The organism is Streptomyces sp. NPDC050759 (genome assembly GCF_044456945.1).
GTDB lineage: Bacteria > Actinomycetota > Actinomycetes > Streptomycetales > Streptomycetaceae > Streptomyces.
The window spans coordinates 117,564-135,021 of record NZ_JBITGI010000010.1 but is presented as its reverse complement, the minus strand read 5'-3'; the positions used below and the strand labels follow the sequence as shown (position 1 = coordinate 135,021).

Sequence of the window (17,458 nt, the reverse complement as noted above, 5' to 3'; positions counted from 1 at the left end):
GGCCGGACACAACGCGGCGCCATCACCGCCGCTCACGTACCCATCGGGCCGACGCGCTCTGGGCACGGCGTGTGCCGCCGTGCTGTCAGCGCTCGTGTTCGGCCTCCTCCTCCCCGGCTCCCCGATGATGGCCGTCGCCGCCGTCCTGGCGATCCCGCTGGCGTTCGGGGCCCCGGTCGCCGCCCTGTCCGTGCTGATCGCGGTCACCGTGCTGGTGCCCTTCGAGGTACAGGACGAGTTCTCCGTCGTCGGCGGATCGGGCCGCCCCGGGCTCCTGCTCGTCGACGTCCTGCTCGTCCTCGGGCTGTGCCGGGTCGCATGGCTGATCCTGTCGCGCAGGATCAGGTTCGACGCGCCGCTTCTCGCCGCCGCGGCCCTCGCCCTGCTGCTCACGGGCGCCCTGGCCTGGGGAATCGCACACGGAGCCGCCGTGAGCGAGGCGGGCCACGAAGCCCGTCGGGTGATGCTCGGGGTGGGTGCGTTCGTGCTGGCATGGCCGCTGGTCCATGACCAGGCGGCCCGACGACGTCTCTACCGGACCCTCATCGCACTCGGCCTGGCCTTGGGCGCTTGGGGGCTGCTCCAGTGGGGGTTCTCCATCGGCTACACCAGCTCCGCCGATGTCGGCGTACGCCACGGTGTGGACCTCACGTCCTCGGGCCGCGGTTCACTTCAGGGCGGGCTGTACGCGTACCCGGTCGCCGTGGCGCTGGCCTCGGCCGCGCTGGTGTCCGGCCGCGTGCGGTCGATCCCGCTGCGGTGGCTGTTGGCGGCGATCGTGTGTGTGAACGTGATCTGCCTCTGGCTCACGTACGAGCGGAGCTTCTGGGTGGCCACGGTGCTGGCCTGCGCTTTCGTGGTGATGGTGTCGGGGGCCCATGCGCGCCGGATCGCGGCGAAGTGGGCGCCGATCAGCGTGGTGTCGCTGTTCGTGTCTCTCGCCGTGCTCGCCCCCGGCGAGGTCCGTACGGCCGTGGAACGCCTGGTCTCGGTCACTCACCTCCAGGTCGACAAGTCGTACGAGTACCGGGTGTTCGAATCGCGGATCGTCGGGGAGCAGATCAAAGGGCGGCCTCTGACCGGATCGGGCTTCGGCGCCACGATCACCTGGAGCAAGCACGACACGTTCCAGACCCTGACGACGCCCTTCTCCCACAACGGGTACCTCTGGCTGGCGTGGAAGATCGGGATACCGGCGGCGGCCTTCCTCGTGCTCGTGGTCGCGGCGGCGGTCGTGCGGCGGGGGACGGCCGCGGAGGAGTGGCGGCGCCACACCCTCCGGATCGGCAGCCGAGCGGCCCTGCTCGCCCTTCTCCTCGCCAATGTGACCTTCTCCGTGTTCGACGTTCTGGGCATCACCGCGGTGATGGGCCTGCTGGTCGCCGTCTGCTTCTCCGGCGATGACGACCTCGCCCCGGCGAGACCGCTGCCACCCCGCGGCGGTACGCCGGAACAGGCCCGGCCGCGTGTGCGGCCGAGGTGAGGAGACGATGCCCTCATGCCGGCCACCGGATGTTCTCGTGACAAGGGCCCAGGCCCGCACGGTGCGTGGACACACCACGCCCGGTGCCTGGCCGGCGCCGTGCTGAGCAGCGTGCTGGTCGCCACCGCCATGTCCGGATGCTCCGGCGACCCCGAACCCGGCCCGGGGCAGCAGCGGCAACACGGGTTCGCCCTGGCCGCGTACTCCCGTGACAGCTACGGCGATACGGAGGTGCTCGAACGCTGTCTCCGCCAGATCGCCGGCGTCGGCGCGGAATGGGTCCAGATCACCCCCACGTGGTTCCAGAACAGTCCGGATGCCGACGAGATCACCCGGGCGCCCGCCGGCGCGACCTGGCAGACGCCCGACGACGCCGGGGTACGCAGGGTGGTCGCCCTGGCCCACGAGCGCGGATTGAAGGTCCTGCTCAAACCCCATGTCGACCTGCCGGGCAACGAGAGCCGCGGCCACATCCGGCCCCGCGACCACGCGACGTGGTTCGCCTCCTACACCGCCTTCATCACCCACTACGCGGGTCTGGCCGCACGGGCCGGAGCGGACCAGTTCGCCGTCGGGACCGAACTGAAGGGGGTCTCGGGGGACAGGAGCGAGTGGCTGGGCATCATCCGGGCCGTACGCGCCCGCTATCAGGGGCCGTTGGTGTACGCCGCCAACTACGACGAATACGCCCGGGTCGCCTTCTGGGACGCGGTCGACCTGATCGGCGTCGACGCCTACTGGCCCCTGAGCACACGGCCCACCCACGATGTGCGGGCACTGGAACGCACCTGGCGGCCCATCCGGGAGAACCTCGAGGCGTTCGCCGCCGAACGCGGTCGCCGGATCCTGTTCACCGAAGCCGGCTATGTCAGCCAGCGTGGGGCCACCACCGCCCCGTACTCCTGGACCATCAGCACGACGCCGGACCAGGCGGAGCAGGCGGCCGGCTATCAGGCGCTGCTCGCGAGCTTCGAAGACCAGTCCTGGTGGGCCGGAGTGTTCTGGTGGGGCTGGACCGTGACGCCACGCGGCGGCCGCGACGACGCGCTCGACTTCACGCCGCGCGGGAAGGCCGCCGAGCGGGTGGTGCGCCGCTGCTGGACCTCCTCGGCGGCGCGAGCGAGCGCAGCGTGCGTCACTCCAGCGGCTCCATCCGCATTTTCGGAGATTTCGACATGAACGTCAGGAAACGCTGCCGCGGACTCGCCCCCGAAGCGGGTCCGCCGACAGCGCGCTGCAGGGGAGGTGCGTCATGCGACAGGACACGATGAGCGACGGCACGGGTGTGATCGAGTCGATGCGCAGGATCATGGGACCGCGGGGCAGCCGAACGGCACGGCAGGCCGTCGATGCACTCGCCGGCCCCTGGCTCGGATCGATCCGGCGCGTACGGACGGACCTCCCGTACGTCGCCGTGGCATTCGACGACGGACCCGACCCGGTGTGGACCCCACAGGTGCTCGACGTCCTCGCCGACCGGGCGTGTCAGGCGACGTTCTTCATGCTGCTGAACAACGCCCGGCCGAACCCCGAACTCGTGCGCCGTGTGGTCGCCGAGGGGCACGAGGTCGCACTGCACGGAGCCGATCACCGAAGCCTCGTCCACCTGTCACGCCAGGCGGTGCGGGCGCGCCTCGAATCGGCGGCGTCGGAACTCGCCGCGATCGCCGGAACCCCCGTCAAGCTGTTCCGGCCCCCGTTCGGAGCGCAAACAGTGCGGAGCTATCTCGGCGTACGGGACGTCGGCCTCGACTGTGTCGTCTGGGACCTGGACACCTACGACTGGTGCGGCGGAGACGAGCAGGACGTCGCGGACGGCGTCGTCACCCGGGCCGACGAGGGCGCCATCGTCCTCGCGCACGACGGCGGGGCGGACATCGACGAGGGATGCGGTACCGAGCCTCCGTTCGACCGCGCCAGGATGGCGGAACTTCTCATCGGCGGGCTGGCGCGGCGCGGGCTGCACAACATCACTGTGTCGGACCTGCTCGCCGCCGGAGACGCGCACCGCACTGTCTGGTTCTCCCACTACATACCCCCCGAGCACGACAGGTGGCGCGGCGATGCGGTCGTGGACGACCGCTGACCACGCGCACCCCGAGAAGGTGGACGTGATGGCGGACATACAGGGATCAGGACGAGACACCGAGCTGGACGTCGTCATCGCGACCCGTGACCGCCCGGCCCCCAAGCTGGCGGCCTGCCTCGACGCGCTCCGGCACCAGACGTTCGAGCACTTCGGTGTGATCATGGTCGACGACGGCGGCCGGGACCCGGTGGCGCCTCGCGTCGGTGCCTCCCGCCCCACCCGCCCGGTCCGGGTCATCCGCAACGAGGAGTCGATCGGCCCCGCCGCGAGCCGGAACAAGGGCGTGGCCCTGTCGGACGCGCCGTACGTGCTGTTCATCGACGACGACTGCATCTCCCATCCCGAGCTGGTCGCCCGGCACCACGCCGCGCTGGGCGGTGCCGCCGGACCCGCGGTGTCCCTCGGTCCGATCCTCGCCCCGCCGGGGCGGCGCCTGCCGCCCTGGACGCACTGGGACGCCGATCGTCTGGGACGGGAATACGCCCGGCTGGGCCGTGGCGAGAGCGCCCCGGTGTGGACCCACTGCTACACCGGCAATCTCGCGGTCCGTCGCGCGGACTTCCGTGCCATCGGCGGGTTCGAGGAGCGGCTGGCCAGACAGGAGGACATTGAACTCGGCTTCCGGCTCTCCCGGCTGGGCTGCCGGTTCGCGTTCGATCCTGACGCCGTCGTCTGGCACGACAGCGACCGCACCCTGCGGACCTGGACCCGCATCCCCGCCCTCAGCGCGCGTTTCGACGTGCTCATCGATCAGCTCGTGCCCGATTCGGAACGGCTGTCCTCGGTGCGCGGGGACCTGAGTCGGCGGCACCGGCTGCTCCGCCTGGCCCGTCGGGCAGGCCGGGTGCCTGCGGCTCACCGGTGCGCTGTCACCGGCGCGATCGGAACAGGATGCCTGCTCCACGCCCTGCGCGCCGACCGGCCGTCGCTGGCGGCCTTCAGCCTGGTCTGGGACCTCGAATACACCCGCGCCCTGGCGGAGGCGACGGCCGCCCCTCCAGGACGACTTGAGCACCGGCCGGTGTAGCGGGCGTCCGGACCGGGCCGGAGCGACGGCCCCAAAGCCGGTCCCGAAGCCCCTGTCTCAGGCCGACTCCCGCCGCACCAGCTCCGTGGGGAGGATCACCGCTGCCGGATCCTCCCCACCCAGCTGGGCCAGCAGCACCCGCACCATCTCGGCGCTGATGCGGTCGTAGGGCTGGCGGATCGTGGTGAGGGGAGGGGTGGCCTCCGTCGCGGCGATGGAGTCGTCGAAGCCGCCCACCGAGACGTCCTCGGGGACCCGGCGGCCCGCATGACGCAGTGCCGTCAGGGCGCCCAGGGCCATGAGGTCGGAGGCGACGAACACGGCGTCCAGGTCCGGAGCCTGCGCCAGCAGCCGTTCGGTGCCCGCCTCCCCGGCGGCCCGGCTGTAGTCGCCGGAGGTGATGAGCCGCTCGTCGATCGCGACGCCCGCCTCCGTCAGCACCTCCTTGTAGCCGGCGAGACGGTCCACACCGCCCGGCGAGTCCAGCGGGCCGGTCACGATGCCGATCCGGCGGCGGCCCAGGGACAGCAGATGGCGCACCATGTCACGGGCGCCGTCGCGGTCGTCCGCGGCCACGTAGCTCACCTTCGAGCCGGGCCGCATGGGCTTGCCGCACTGGACGACGGGCACGCCCGCCTTGTGCAGCTCCTCGGCCACCGGGTCGGCGGAGTGGCTGGTCACCAGCAGCACCCCGTCGAGGTGGCCCGCGGTGATGAACCGCTTGATCCGGCGCCGCTCGTCCTCGGTGCCCGCCAGCATCAGCAGCAGGGGGATGTCGTGCGCGGCCAGCGCCTGGGTGCAGCCGCGCAGCAGCACGTTGAAGTTGGGGTCCTCGAAGAACCGCTCCTGGGGCTCCGTGAGGAGGAAGCCGACCGAGTCGGAGCGGCCGGTGATCAGCGAGCGGGCGTGCCGGTTGACGACGTAACCCGTTTTGCGGATGGCGGCGTTGACGGCCTCCAGGGCGGGCGGGCTGACGTAGTGTCCGCCGTTGAGGACGCGTGAGACGGTGCCCCGTGAGACCCCGGCCTCGCGGGCCACGTCGTGGATCGTCGGTGGTCTGCGCCGGCCCCCCGCATTGTTCATGGTCAAGACTCTAAGCCCCGGTGGGCGGCACGAGGGTGCTCGAGCGGCGGGACGGTACGGGCCGGATGCGACCGAACTGGGATCGTGCACAGAAAAGTGTGCTGTAAGGCACTTGGCAAGGGTTGCACCTGTACGGTTATCTTGGGCCGCACACTTCTGGAGCCGTGTGTGCACGTTCCCAACGACTCGAAACGGGAGAGACCATGCCGGAGACCACCCCCAGGGGCCTCACCAGGCTTGCCTTCGGCGGGGACTACAACCCGGAGCAGTGGCCCGAGAGCGTCTGGGACGAGGACGTCCGGCTGATGCGCGAGGCCGGGGTCACCATGGTCAGCGTAGGGATCTTCTCCTGGGCGCTCCTGGAGCCGGAACCGGGCGTGTACGACTTCGGCTGGTTGGACCGGATCCTCGGCCTGCTGCACGAGAACGGCGTCCGCGTCGACCTCGGCACGCCCACCGTCGTCCCGCCCGCCTGGTTCTACCGCGCCCACCCCGACGCGCTGCCGGTCACGGCCGACGGCACCCGCCTCGCGTTCGGCTCGCGCGGCGCCATCTGCCACAGCAACCGTGCCTACCGCGCGGCCGCCGCGGACATCACCACCCGGCTCGCCGAGCGCTACGCCGACCACCCGGCCCTCGCGATGTGGCACGTGCACAACGAGTACGGCGTCCCCGTCTCCGCCTGTTACTGCGACTCCTGCGCCGCCCACTTCCGCCGCTGGCTCCAAGCGACGTACGGCGGCGTCGACGGCGTCAACAAGGCCTGGGGCACCGCCTTCTGGGGCCAGCACTACACCAGCGTCGAGCAGATCGACCCGCCGCGCACCGCGGCCACCGTCGGCAACCCCGGCCAGGCGCTGGACTACAAGCGGTTCGCCGACGCCACCATGCGCGAGAACTTCGTGACCGAGCGGGACATCCTGCACCGGCTCTCCCCGGGCGTCCCCGTCACCACCAACTTCATGACCGCGCTCAGCCAGTGCGACTCCGTCGACTACTGGGCCTGGGGCCGCGAGGTCGACATCGTCACCAACGACCACTACCTCATGACCGACGGGCGCCGCACCCACGTCAACCTCGCCATGGCCGCCGACCTCACCCGCTCGGTCGCGGGCGGTGCTCCGTGGATCCTGCTCGAGCACTCCACCTCGGGCGTCAACTGGCAGCCGCGGAATCCCGCCAAGGCCCCCGGCCAGATGGCCCGCAATTCCCTGGCCCACGTGGCCCGCGGCTCCGAGGGCGCCATGTTCTTCCAGTGGCGTCAGTCCCGGCGCGGCGCCGAGAAGTTCCACTCGGCGATGGTCCCGCACGGCGGCACCGACACACGCGTGTGGCGCGAGGTCGTCGAACTGGGCGCCGCTCTGGACTCGCTGAGCACGATCCGCGGCACCCGCACCCGGGCGGACGTGGCCGTCCTGTGGGACTGGCACTCCTGGTGGGCGCAGAACCTCGACTGGCGGCCCAGCGAGGACCACGACGCGCGCGAGCGTGCCGACGCCTTCTACGAGGCCCTCTACGACCGCCACCTCACAGTCGACTTCGCCCACCCGGAAGCCGACTTGTCGGCTTATCCCCTTGTCGTCGTCCCCGCCCTGTACCTGATGACGGAGGCCGCCGGGAACAACCTCAAGGCGTACGTCGAGAACGGCGGCACCCTCGTCGTGTCGTACTTCTCCGGCATCGTCGACGAGCACGACGCCGTCCACGCGGGTGCGCATCCGGGCGCGCTGCGGGACGTCCTGGGCCTGACCGTCGAGGAGTTCTCGCCGCTCCTGCCGGACCAGCTGGTGCGGATCACCGGACCCGACGGCTCCGAGCTCACCGGCGACGTGTGGACCGAGTTCGTCGTGCCGCGCGGCGCCGAGACGGTGTGGACGTACGCCGACGGCCTGGCCGCCGGTCACCCCGCCGTCACCCGGCACCGCCACGGCGAGGGCACGGCCTGGTACGTCTCCACGCGCCTGGCCGCCCAGGGTCTGGACGCGCTGCTCGGCTGGGCCGCCGAGGACGCCCAACTCCCCTCCCGCGCCGACCTGCCCCACGATGTCGAGGTGGTACGGCGGAACGGAGAGACCGGTTCCTACGTCTTCGTGATCAACCACACCGTGTCGGAGGCCAAGGTGCCCCTGGACGGGGCGGGCACCGAACTGCTGACCGGCGAACGCGCCGCGGGCCGCCTCGCCGTCCCGGCGGGCGCAGTCCGCGTCGTCCGCTTCGACGCCTGATCCGACTCCCCTCCGCCCGCGAGACCACGAGCCGCGGGCGGAGGGGGCCTCACTTCCAGGAGCGCAAGCTCGCGGATCGGCTTCAAGGGCCCGAATCCGCCCGCGGTCCGGATCGGCCTCAAGACCCCGAACCCACCCGCGGTCCGGATCGGCCTCACGGGCCCGAATCCGCCCACGGCCCTGATCCGCCTGCGGTCCGGATTGCCCTCATGGCCCGGCTCGGCCCCGGGTCCCGGATCGGTCTCGCGGTCCGGATCGGCCATAAGCCCGCGGATTGGCCTCACGGCCCGGCTCTGCCTCGCGATGCAGATCGGCCTTGTGGTCCGGAGCGGCCTCACCCGATGGGGGCACGCCCGCGGACCGGTCTCAGGGGCCGGAATCCGCCGGCGGACTGAATCCGCCCCGGGTCCCGGCTCGGCCTCGCGGTCCGGCTCGGCCCCGGGTCTCGGATCGGCTCGCGGTACAGATCTGCCTTGCGGTCCGGAGGGGCATCACCCCATGGGGGCACGCCCGCGGACCGGTCTCGGGGCCCGAATCCGCCGGCGGCCTGCATCCGCCCGCAGCCCGGCTCGGCCCCGTGTCCCGGCTCGGCCTCGCGGTCCGCGTCGGCCGTAAGCCCGCGGATTGGCCTCACGGCCCGACCGGCCCCGGGTCCCGGAACAAGCCCCAAACCACGGACCAACTTCATACCAACCCCAAACCCCCCGCACCAGCCCCAAACCCAGCAGCAGCCCAAACCCCGGACCGGCCCCAAACCCGGACCAGCCCGAAACCCCGGACAAGCCCCGGGTCCCGGCCCAGCCCTCCGGACGCATCCGCCCTTCCCTCCTCGAACGCCGTGCGCCCCAACAGCCCTTCCACCCCAGAGGAGTTCGATCTCGGACAAGCTCGCTCACTCCGGGACAGGGCGGCTTCGGCTGCGGGACAGTGGACGCACCCAGAAGGAGGGGCGGAGGGGACGAGATGCTGAGGATCCCGGCCGGCCAGTGGCGTCTGGACATCCTGGAGTGGCTGAAGGACCCGGCCGCGCACTTCCCGCCGCAGCGGCACGGCGACCCCGCCCGGGACGGAGTCACCGCCGGCGCCATCGCACGCAAGCTCGGCGTGTCCCGTTCCATCGCCGAGACCCACCTCGGCCTGCTCGTGGACATCGGCCTGCTGCGCACCAGGAGGATCCGGTGGCGCACGTACTACCGTCGCGACGAGATGCGCATCGCCGAGGTGGCGCGCATGTTCGAGAAGGGCTGGTAGCGACCGCACCGGAAGACCCGCACCGGAAGGGCAGGCACCTGATGGACCGTTCCACCGCACTGACTCCCCGCCACTACGTCGCGATCGGCGGGCACGGTCCCGAGGACGTCGTCGCCGACGCCCGCGGCCGGGTCCTCACCGGAGTGGCGGACGGCCGGATCCTGCGCATCGACGGACTGACGGAACCGCTCGCCGCCCGCGTCGAGGTGCTCGCCGAGACCGGCGGCAGGCCGCTCGGCCTCGAACTCCTCCCGGACGGTGCCCTGTTGGTGTGCGACGCCGAACGCGGACTGCTGGGCGTCGACCTCGCCGACGGCACCGTACGCGTCGTCGCCGACGAGGTGGAGGGGGAGCGGCTGCGGTTCGCCAGCAACGTGGTCGCCCTGTCCGACGGCAGCGTGTACTTCACGGTCTCCAGCCGCCGTTACCCCCTGGAGCAGTGGATCGGCGACATCGTCGAGCACACGGGTACCGGCCGCCTCCTGCGCCTGGCGCCCGGCGACGACACTCCCGAAGTCCTGCTGGAGGGACTGCAGTTCGCCAACGGCCTGGCCGCGAGCGGCGACGAGTCCTTCCTGGTCGTCGCCGAGACCGGGGCCCGCCGACTCACCCGCTACTGGCTCGACGGACCACAGGCCGGACGCGCCGAACCCCTCGCCGAGAACCTGCCCGGCATGCCCGACAACATCTGGCGCGGTGGACCCGACGGCCCGATCTGGGTCTCGCTCGCCGGGCCCCGCATCCCCCCGCTCGACCTGCTGCACCGCGCCGCCCCACCGGTCCGCCGAGCCGCCGCCCGGATCGCCGTACGGGCCCCCTACCGCCCCACCGGCGGCATCGGCGTCCTGGCGGTCGACGACACCGGCGAGATCGTCCACCACCTCGCCCGCAACCGGTCCCGCTTCCGCATGGTCACCAGCGTCTGCGAGGCCTCCGGCCACCTGGTCCTCGGCAGCCTCTGGGAGCGCGGCATCGCGCTGTGCGAGCCGCCCGCCGCGAAGTGACCCCGGCAGCGCCCCGGCGTTACCCTGGTCCTCGGTCGCGATCACCCTCGCGGCGCGGCGGTGGGGCCCGCCGTACCCGAACCGCGGCGAAGGCGCCGCCAACGGTCCCTACTTGCGATGGAGCGCGCCCGTGTGCCCGGGCCCCGGCGAGTAGGAGAGACACGACCATGACAGCCCCGGAGAGCCTCCGCGCCCCTGCCGGACCCGCGCGCCGCCCGTCGCTCCGGGACGGTCAGGCGCCGGTCGTCGCGGTGGTCGCGCTGGGCGGCGCCCTCGGGGCCGCCGCCCGGTACGCCCTCTCGCTCCACTGGCCCGCGCCGCCCGGCGGATTTCCCTGGGCGACCTTCTGGACCAACGTCGTCGGCTGTGCCGTCATCGGCGTGTTCATGGTCGTCATCACCGACGTGTGGGCCGCCCACCGCCTCGTCCGCCCCTTTTTCGGCACCGGTGTCCTCGGCGGTTTCACCACCTTCTCGACCTACGCGGTCGACATCCAGAAACTCGTCGATCACGGCCGGCCCGCCACCGGCCTGGCCTATCTCGCCGCGACGCTGCTCGCGGCCCTCACCGCGGTGTGGCTCGCGTCCACAGCGGCCCGCCGCTTCCTGACGTGGAGGCAGCCATGACGAGGCTGACCGGCAGCGCCCTGCGCGTGACCGTCTACATCGGCGAGAACGACACCTGGCACCACAAGCCCCTCTACACCGAGATCGTGCACCGCGCCCATGCGGCGGGGCTCGCCGGGGCCAGCGTCTTCCGCGGCATCGAGGGTTTCGGTGCCTCCTCCCTGATCCACACCTCCCGGCTGCTGTCCCTCAGCGAGGACCTTCCGGTGGCCGTCGTGATCGTCGACACCGAGACGCGCGTACGGGAGTTCCTGCCGCAGCTCGACGAACTCATCACCGAGGGCCTGGTGACCCTCGACGACTGCGAGGTCATCCGGTACGTCGGCCGCGACGGGACCGAGGACGCAAGCCGGGGCAGAACGGGCATGAAGGGTAAGAAGTCGTTGTGAACTGGCTGCTGGTCGTCACGGGTGCCATGGTCGGTGCGCCGCTCCGCTATCTCACCGACCGCGCGGTGCAGTCCCGGCACGACTCGCTCTTCCCCTGGGGCACCTTCGCCGTCAATGTCACGGGCTGTCTGGTCCTCGGCCTGCTCACCGGGGCCGTGGCCGAGGGGGCCGCCGGATCCCACGTCCAGCTCCTCCTGGGCACCGGTCTGTGCGGGGCCCTGACGACGTACTCGACCTTCTCCTACGAGACGCTCCGGCTCAGCGAGACCGGGGCACGCTTGTACGCCGCGGCCAATGTGGCCGCGAGCGTGGTGGCCGGTCTCGGGGCGGCCTTCGCGGGGGTGGCGCTGGCACAGGCCGTCTGGGCGTAGACCTCGACGCTTGCCCGCGTGTAGTAAGACTGTGCCCGCCCCAACTGTGCCCTCCGCACCCGCTTCCCCTGAGAAGAACTGGATCCCATGAGCGTCATCAGCGTCGGTCAGGCCGTCGTCCTCGGAGCCGTCGAGGGGGTGACCGAGTTCCTGCCCGTCTCCTCCACCGGCCATCTGAAGATCGTCGAGGGCTTGATGAACATCCCCGTCGACGACGACGCCGTCGTCGGGTTCTCGGCCGTCATCCAGGTCGGCGCGATCGCCGCCGTGCTCGTGTACTTCTTCAAGGACATCGTGCGGATCGTGTCCGCGTGGGGGAGGGGGCTGGTCCACAAGGAGGAGCGCTACCACCACGACTACAAGTTCGCCTGGTGGGTGATCGCCGCGACCATCCCGATCGTCATCGTCGGCCTGGCCGCCAAGCCGCTCATCGAGGGAGCGCTCGCGTCCCTGTGGGTGGTCGCGGGCTCCCTGATCGTCGGCAGCGGTGTGATGTGGGCGGCGGACCAGATGGGGCGGCACAAGCGCGGTGAGGACGACACCTCGTTCAAGGACGCGATGCTGGTCGGCAGCTCGCAGATCCTCGCGCTGCTCTTCCCCGGCTTCTCCCGCTCCGGCGCGACCATGTCCACGGCTCTGATGCTCGACCTGAACCGGGTGGCCGCCACCCGCCTGTCGTTCTTCCTCGGCATCCCCGCCCTCACCGGCGCCGGCATCTACGAGCTCAAGGACGCCCTCGGTGCGGGCGTGGGGGCGGCTCCGCTCGCCGTCGGGACCGGGGTCTCCTTCGTCGTCGCCTACGGCTCCATCGCCTGGCTGCTGAAGTTCGTGGCCAAGCACTCCTTCAACGCCTTCGTGGTCTACCGGATCGTCGTGGGCCTGCTGCTCTTCGGCCTGCTGGCCACGGGGACCCTCGGAAGCTGACCGCCACGGGGGTGTGAGGCGGCTCTCCCTTCTCGCACCCCGGTGTCTCTTCTCGCACCCCGGGCAGGCTCTCCCTCCTGGCACCCCATGCGCCCGGCCCCTTGACAGCACCCTCTCGCCGCCCGGAGTATCTCTCCCGTGAACCTGTCAGACAGCCGGACAGCCAGTCAGCCTCCGCGGCGCATCAGCGCCATGGAGGCGGTGCTGGCGCATCTGCGTGACGCCATCGAGCGCGGGGAGTACGCCATCGGCGACAAGCTCCCCTCCGAGGCGGAGCTCTGCCGCACCCTGGAGATCAGTCGGCCCGTCCTGCGCGAGGCCCTCAGGGCCCTGCAGACCATGGGCCTGACCGTCTCCAAGACCGGCAAGGGCACCTTCGTCGTGGCCAACGCGGTGGAGGACCCCACCTTCGGCGACTACGCGGCCAGCGACCTCCTGGAGGTGCGCCGCCATGTCGAGATCCCGGTCGCCGGGTACGCGGCCCGGCGCCGCACTCCGGAGAACCTGGACCACCTGGCACACCTGCTGGACCGGATGGAACGGGAGACCGACACCACGGCGTGGGTCGCGATGGACACCCTCTTCCACCTGGCCGTGGCCGAGGCCGCTCAGAACCCGGTCTTCCGCCGGGTCATCGAGGAGATCCGGGACGCACTGGCGCGTCAGTCGGCGTTCCTCAACGAGCTGGGCGGCCGCCGGGAGCAGTCCAACCGCGAGCACCGCGCGATCGTCGAGGCGCTGATCGACGGTTCCGAGCACGACGCGGTGGAGGCCATGTCCCACCACCTCGACCGCGTCGAGACCACCCTCACCGACATCGTGCGTTCCCCGAACACGGGTACGAACACCCCCACGGAAGGCGAGTCCCAGGCGTGAGCGAGCAGTCCCTGCACGACGGCGTGCAGAAACGTTCCGGCCATGTCGACGCCGGAGACGAGGGATACAGCAAGTCCCTCAAGTCACGACACGTCAACATGATCGCCATCGGCGGCGCGATCGGCACCGGCCTCTTCCTGGGCGCCGGCGGCCGCCTCGCCGACGCCGGGCCCTCCCTGTTCATCGCCTACGCGGTCTGCGGCGTCTTCGCCTTCCTCGTCGTGCGCGCCCTCGGCGAACTCGTCCTGTACCGGCCCTCCTCCGGCGCCTTCGTGTCGTACGCCCGGGAGTTCCTCGGCGAGAAGGGCGCCTACGTCGCCGGCTGGATGTACTTCCTGAACTGGGCCACCACGGGCATCGCCGACATCACCGCCGTCGCCCTCTACACCCACTACTGGGGCATGTTCTCCGACATCCCGCAGTGGGTGATCGCCCTCATCGCGCTCGCGGTCGTCCTCACCGTCAACCTCATCTCGGTGCGGATGTTCGGCGAGCTGGAGTTCTGGTTCGCCATCATCAAGGTGGGCGCGCTCGTGGCGTTCATGCTGATCGGCGTCTTCCTGCTGGCCACCCGGCACCCGATCGACGGCCACCACCCCGGCCCGTCCCTGATCACCGACAACGGCGGCGTCTTCCCCAGCGGCCTGCTGCCCATGCTCCTGATCATCCAGGGTGTCGTCTTCGCCTACGCCTCGGTCGAACTGGTCGGCGTCGCCGCGGGCGAGACCGAGAACCCCGAGAAGATCATGCCCAAGGCGATCAACTCGATCATGTGGCGCGTCGGCGTCTTCTACGTCGGCTCGGTCCTCCTGCTCTCGATGCTGCTGCCCTGGAACAAGTACAGCGCGGCCGAGAGCCCCTTCGTGACCGTCCTGTCCAACATCGGCATCCCGGCGGCCGGCGGCGTGATGAACCTCGTCGTCCTCACCGCGGCCATGTCCTCGCTCAACTCCGGCCTGTACAGCACCGGGCGCATCCTGCGCTCCATGGCGATGTCCGGATCCGCCCCGAAGTTCACCGGCGTGATGAGCCGCAGCCAGGTCCCCTACGGCGGCATCCTGCTCACCAGCGGCATCTGCGTCCTCGGTGTCGGCCTCAACTACGTGGTCCCCGCCGACGCGTTCGAGATCGTGCTGAACTTCGCCGCCATCGGCATCCTCGCCACCTGGGGCATGATCATGGTCTGTCACCTGCTCTTCTGGCAGAAGACCGAGAAGGGCGACCTCACCCGCCCCGGCTACCGACTGCCGGGATCTCCCTGGACCGAACTCGTGACGCTGGCCTTCCTCGCCTCCGTCCTGGTCCTCATGTACGCCGACGGCGGCGCCGGCCGCACCACCGTGCTGTGCCTCCCGCTGATCGTCGCGGCACTGGTCGCCGGCTGGTTCGCCGTCCGGCGCAGGGCCTCCCTTACCTCCACCGAGAGCGAATCCACCGGCGCGTGAGCGCTCGCGCGCCTACCGAGCCCGAACCGACCGGCACGCACGCGTGACCCGCGTGACGTTCCCGGAGAAGCAGGAAGTGATGCACAGCAGTCCCGTCGCGGCCGCACCCCTGGTCCGTGAACCCCTCCACGCTCCCGTCGCCCACCTCATCCGCGGTGGGCTGATCGAGGGCACCCACTACGGTTCCGTCGTCGTCCTCGACGGCGACGGGGACGTCCGTTTCCAACTCGGCGACATCGAGGCCGCGTTCTATCCGCGGTCCGCGCTCAAGCCGGTTCAGGCCGTCGCCATGGTCCGGGCCGGGCTGCCGCTCGACGGCGAGCTCCTCTCGCTCACCGCGGCCAGCCACTCCGGCGAGGAACGCCACCTGGCCGGGACCCGGCGGATCCTGGAGCTCGCGGGTGTGTCCGAGGACGACCTGCGCAACGTCCCGGACATGCCGTTCGACCCGGCCGTCCGGGACGAGTGGATCCGGGAGGGCCGCGGGCCCTCGCGGCTCGCGCAGAACTGCTCCGGCAAGCACGCGGCGATGCTGTACACGTGCGTGCTCAACGACTGGCCTCTCGAGGGCTACCTCGACCCCTCGCATCCGCTCCAGCAGGCGATCGCCGAGATCGTCGAGGACCTGACCGGGCAGCGGATCGCACGGGTGACCGTCGACGGCTGCGGTGCGCCTTTGTTCTCCGTGTCGCTGCACGGCCTTGCCCGGGCCGCCGCACGGATCACCTCGGCGGCTCCCGGTACCCCTGAGGCCCGGGTCGCCGACGCGATGCGGGCGCATGCCGAGATGGCGTCCGGGGCGGGACGGGACGTGGCCGCGCTGATGAAGGCCGTGCCCGGGCTGCTCGCGAAGGACGGCTTCGAGGGCGTTCAGGTCGCCGCGCTTCCGGATGGGCGCGCTGTCGCCGTGAAGATCTCCGACGGGGCGAGTCGGGCGCGGGTGCCGGTTGCCGCGGCGGCGTTGGCGTGGGCCGGGGTCGATCCCTCGCTGCTCACCGAGTTCCAGGGGGAGGCGCTTCTTGGAGGTGGCCTTGAGGTCGGGTGTGTGCGGCCCGTTCGTTCGCTGGAGCCGGTTGTTGCCTCGGCGTGCGCCTAAGGGCTCGGTCCGACACGTCGTCGTGCGGCTGCGGGTCGGCTGTGGCTGGTCGCGCCCGCGCGGCGGAGCCGCAGATCGATACAGCCCCGCGCCCCTGAACAAACTCACCTGACCCCCTTCAGACAAGGACCCGTACCCTCATGACCGTCGTCATCCGCAGCGAGCACGACCTCCTCGGCGACCGCGACGTCCCCGCCGACGCCTACTGGGGTGTCCACACCCTGCGGGCCACCGAGAACTTCCCCATCACCGGGACACCGATCTCCGCCTACCCGCACCTCATCGACGCGCTTGCCGCCGTCAAGGAGGCCGCCGCGCTCGCCAATGAGGAGCTCGGGCTGCTGGAGCCCAGGAAGGCCGCCGCGATCGTCGAGGCCTGCCGGGAGATCCGGGACGGGAAGCTGCACGACCAGTTCGTGGTCGACGTGATCCAGGGCGGGGCCGGCACCTCGACCAACATGAACGCCAACGAGGTCGTCGCCAACCGGGCGTTGGAGCTGTTGGGGCACGAGAAGGGGCAGTACTCCTTCCTGCACCCCAACGAGGACGTCAACCTGGGCCAGTCGACCAATGACGTCTACCCGACCGCCGTCAAGATCGCGACGGTCTTCGCGGTACGTGGACTGCTCGAGGCGATGGCTGTACTGCAGGACGCGTTCGCCCGTAAGGCCGTCGAGTTCCATGACGTGCTCAAGATGGGCCGTACACAGTTGCAGGACGCGGTGCCCATGACGCTCGGTCAAGAGTTCTCGGCCTATGCCGTCATGATGGACGAGGACCGCCACCGTCTTGACGAGGCCGTCCAGTTGATCCATGAGATCAACCTGGGCGCCACGGCCATCGGCACAGGGCTCAATGCGCCCGCAGGGTACGCCGAGTCCGCCCGCCGCCACCTCGCCGAGATCACCGGCCTGCCGCTGGTCACCGCCGCCAATCTGGTCGAGGCCACGCAGGACTGCGGTGCGTTCGTGCAGATGTCCGGCGTGCTCAAGCGGGTCGCGGTCAAGCTGTCCAAGAGCTGCAACGACCTGCGGCTGCTGTCCTCCGGGCCGCGCGCGGGGCTGGGTGAGATCAACCTGCCGCCGGTGCAGGCGGGTTCGTCGATCATGCCGGGGAAGGTCAACCCGGTGATCCCCGAGGTCGTCAACCAGGTGGCCTTCGAGGTGATCGGCAACGACGTGACCATCACGATGGCCGCGGAGGCGGGACAGCTCCAGCTCAACGCGTTCGAGCCCATCATCCTGCACTCGCTGTCGGAGTCCATCACCCACCTGCGCGCCGCCTGCCTCACCCTCGCCGAACGCTGCGTGGAGGGCATCACCGCCAACACCGAGGAGCTGCGCCGGACGGTCGAGAACTCCATCGGCCTGGTCACCGCCCTCAACCCGCACATCGGGTACACGGCCGCCACCGACATCGCCAAGGAGGCCCTCGTCAGCGGCCGGGGAGTGGCCGAACTCGTCCTGGAAAAGGGCCTGTTGCCCGCCGAGACACTCGCCGACCTGCTGCGGCCGGAAGTCCTCGCGGGCAGCGGCTCCCCAGGGGCCTGACGGCACCCGACCTACCGTG

General features: G+C 70.9%; 16 protein-coding genes. 15 read left to right on the top strand and 1 reads right to left on the bottom strand.

Annotation, left to right across the window (positions count from 1 at the left end; translation table 11 throughout):
- The first annotated feature begins 79 nt into the window (after positions 1 to 79).
- From ACIBJB_RS27985 to ACIBJB_RS27970, 4 genes are all read left to right on the top strand, one after another.
- Complete coding sequence (locus ACIBJB_RS27985) at positions 80 to 1,483, top strand: O-antigen ligase family protein (protein WP_398934273.1); 1,404 nt, start codon at positions 80 to 82, stop codon at positions 1,481 to 1,483.
- 15 nt (positions 1,484 to 1,498) lie between these two features.
- Entirely contained in the window at positions 1,499 to 2,662 is a 1,164-nt protein-coding gene (locus ACIBJB_RS27980; RefSeq protein ID WP_398934271.1) for a glycoside hydrolase family 113, read from the top strand.
- Between the two features lie 73 nt (positions 2,663 to 2,735).
- Positions 2,736 to 3,569: a polysaccharide deacetylase family protein gene (locus ACIBJB_RS27975; RefSeq protein ID WP_398934269.1), complete on the top strand. Its 834-nt coding sequence runs from the start codon at positions 2,736 to 2,738 to the stop codon at positions 3,567 to 3,569.
- Positions 3,570 to 3,597: 28 nt separating this feature from the next.
- Positions 3,598 to 4,599 (top strand): glycosyltransferase family 2 protein, encoded by a 1,002-nt coding sequence (locus tag ACIBJB_RS27970; RefSeq protein ID WP_398934267.1) that lies wholly within the window; start codon positions 3,598 to 3,600, stop codon positions 4,597 to 4,599.
- A gap of 57 nt (positions 4,600 to 4,656) precedes the next feature.
- Here the strand turns inward: ACIBJB_RS27970 and ACIBJB_RS27965 are convergent, their stop codons facing one another.
- A complete protein-coding gene (locus ACIBJB_RS27965; RefSeq protein WP_398934265.1) occupies positions 4,657 to 5,688 on the bottom strand; it encodes a LacI family DNA-binding transcriptional regulator in 1,032 nt (343 codons plus the stop codon).
- A 197-nt stretch (positions 5,689 to 5,885) separates the two neighbouring features.
- Between ACIBJB_RS27965 and ACIBJB_RS27960 the strand changes: the two genes are divergently transcribed.
- From ACIBJB_RS27960 to aspA, 11 genes are all read left to right on the top strand, one after another.
- Positions 5,886 to 7,907, top strand: coding sequence for a beta-galactosidase (locus tag ACIBJB_RS27960; protein ID WP_398934263.1), 2,022 nt, complete (start codon positions 5,886 to 5,888; stop codon positions 7,905 to 7,907).
- 963 nt (positions 7,908 to 8,870) lie between these two features.
- Entirely contained in the window at positions 8,871 to 9,158 is a 288-nt protein-coding gene (locus ACIBJB_RS27955) for an ArsR/SmtB family transcription factor (protein WP_398934261.1), read from the top strand.
- 41 nt (positions 9,159 to 9,199) lie between these two features.
- A complete protein-coding gene (locus tag ACIBJB_RS27950) occupies positions 9,200 to 10,162 on the top strand; it encodes an SMP-30/gluconolactonase/LRE family protein (protein ID WP_398934259.1) in 963 nt (320 codons plus the stop codon).
- A gap of 167 nt (positions 10,163 to 10,329) precedes the next feature.
- Entirely contained in the window at positions 10,330 to 10,788 is a 459-nt protein-coding gene (gene crcB / locus ACIBJB_RS27945) for a fluoride efflux transporter CrcB (RefSeq protein WP_398934257.1), read from the top strand.
- Positions 10,785 to 11,177, top strand: coding sequence for a DUF190 domain-containing protein (locus tag ACIBJB_RS27940; RefSeq protein WP_398934255.1), 393 nt, complete (start codon positions 10,785 to 10,787; stop codon positions 11,175 to 11,177). Before crcB (ACIBJB_RS27945) ends, ACIBJB_RS27940 begins: the two co-directional genes overlap by 4 nt.
- Positions 11,174 to 11,548 carry a fluoride efflux transporter CrcB gene (gene crcB, locus ACIBJB_RS27935; RefSeq protein ID WP_398934253.1) on the top strand — a complete coding sequence of 125 codons (375 nt, stop codon included), beginning with the start codon at positions 11,174 to 11,176 and terminating at the stop codon, positions 11,546 to 11,548. The genes ACIBJB_RS27940 and crcB (ACIBJB_RS27935) overlap by 4 nt, the downstream gene beginning before the upstream one ends.
- Before the next feature lie 87 nt (positions 11,549 to 11,635).
- On the top strand, positions 11,636 to 12,472 hold the full coding sequence (locus ACIBJB_RS27930; RefSeq protein ID WP_398934251.1) for an undecaprenyl-diphosphate phosphatase: 837 nt from the start codon (positions 11,636 to 11,638) through the stop codon (positions 12,470 to 12,472).
- 192 nt (positions 12,473 to 12,664) lie between these two features.
- Positions 12,665 to 13,348, top strand: coding sequence for a FadR/GntR family transcriptional regulator (locus ACIBJB_RS27925; protein WP_057617710.1), 684 nt, complete (start codon positions 12,665 to 12,667; stop codon positions 13,346 to 13,348).
- Positions 13,345 to 14,793 (top strand): amino acid permease, encoded by a 1,449-nt coding sequence (locus tag ACIBJB_RS27920; RefSeq protein WP_398934249.1) that lies wholly within the window; start codon positions 13,345 to 13,347, stop codon positions 14,791 to 14,793. The genes ACIBJB_RS27925 and ACIBJB_RS27920 overlap by 4 nt, the downstream gene beginning before the upstream one ends.
- A gap of 79 nt (positions 14,794 to 14,872) precedes the next feature.
- Positions 14,873 to 15,889, top strand: coding sequence for an asparaginase (locus ACIBJB_RS27915; protein WP_398934247.1), 1,017 nt, complete (start codon positions 14,873 to 14,875; stop codon positions 15,887 to 15,889).
- A gap of 140 nt (positions 15,890 to 16,029) precedes the next feature.
- Complete coding sequence (aspA, locus tag ACIBJB_RS27910) at positions 16,030 to 17,439, top strand: aspartate ammonia-lyase (protein ID WP_398934245.1); 1,410 nt, start codon at positions 16,030 to 16,032, stop codon at positions 17,437 to 17,439.
- The last annotated feature ends 19 nt before the right edge of the window (positions 17,440 to 17,458 follow it).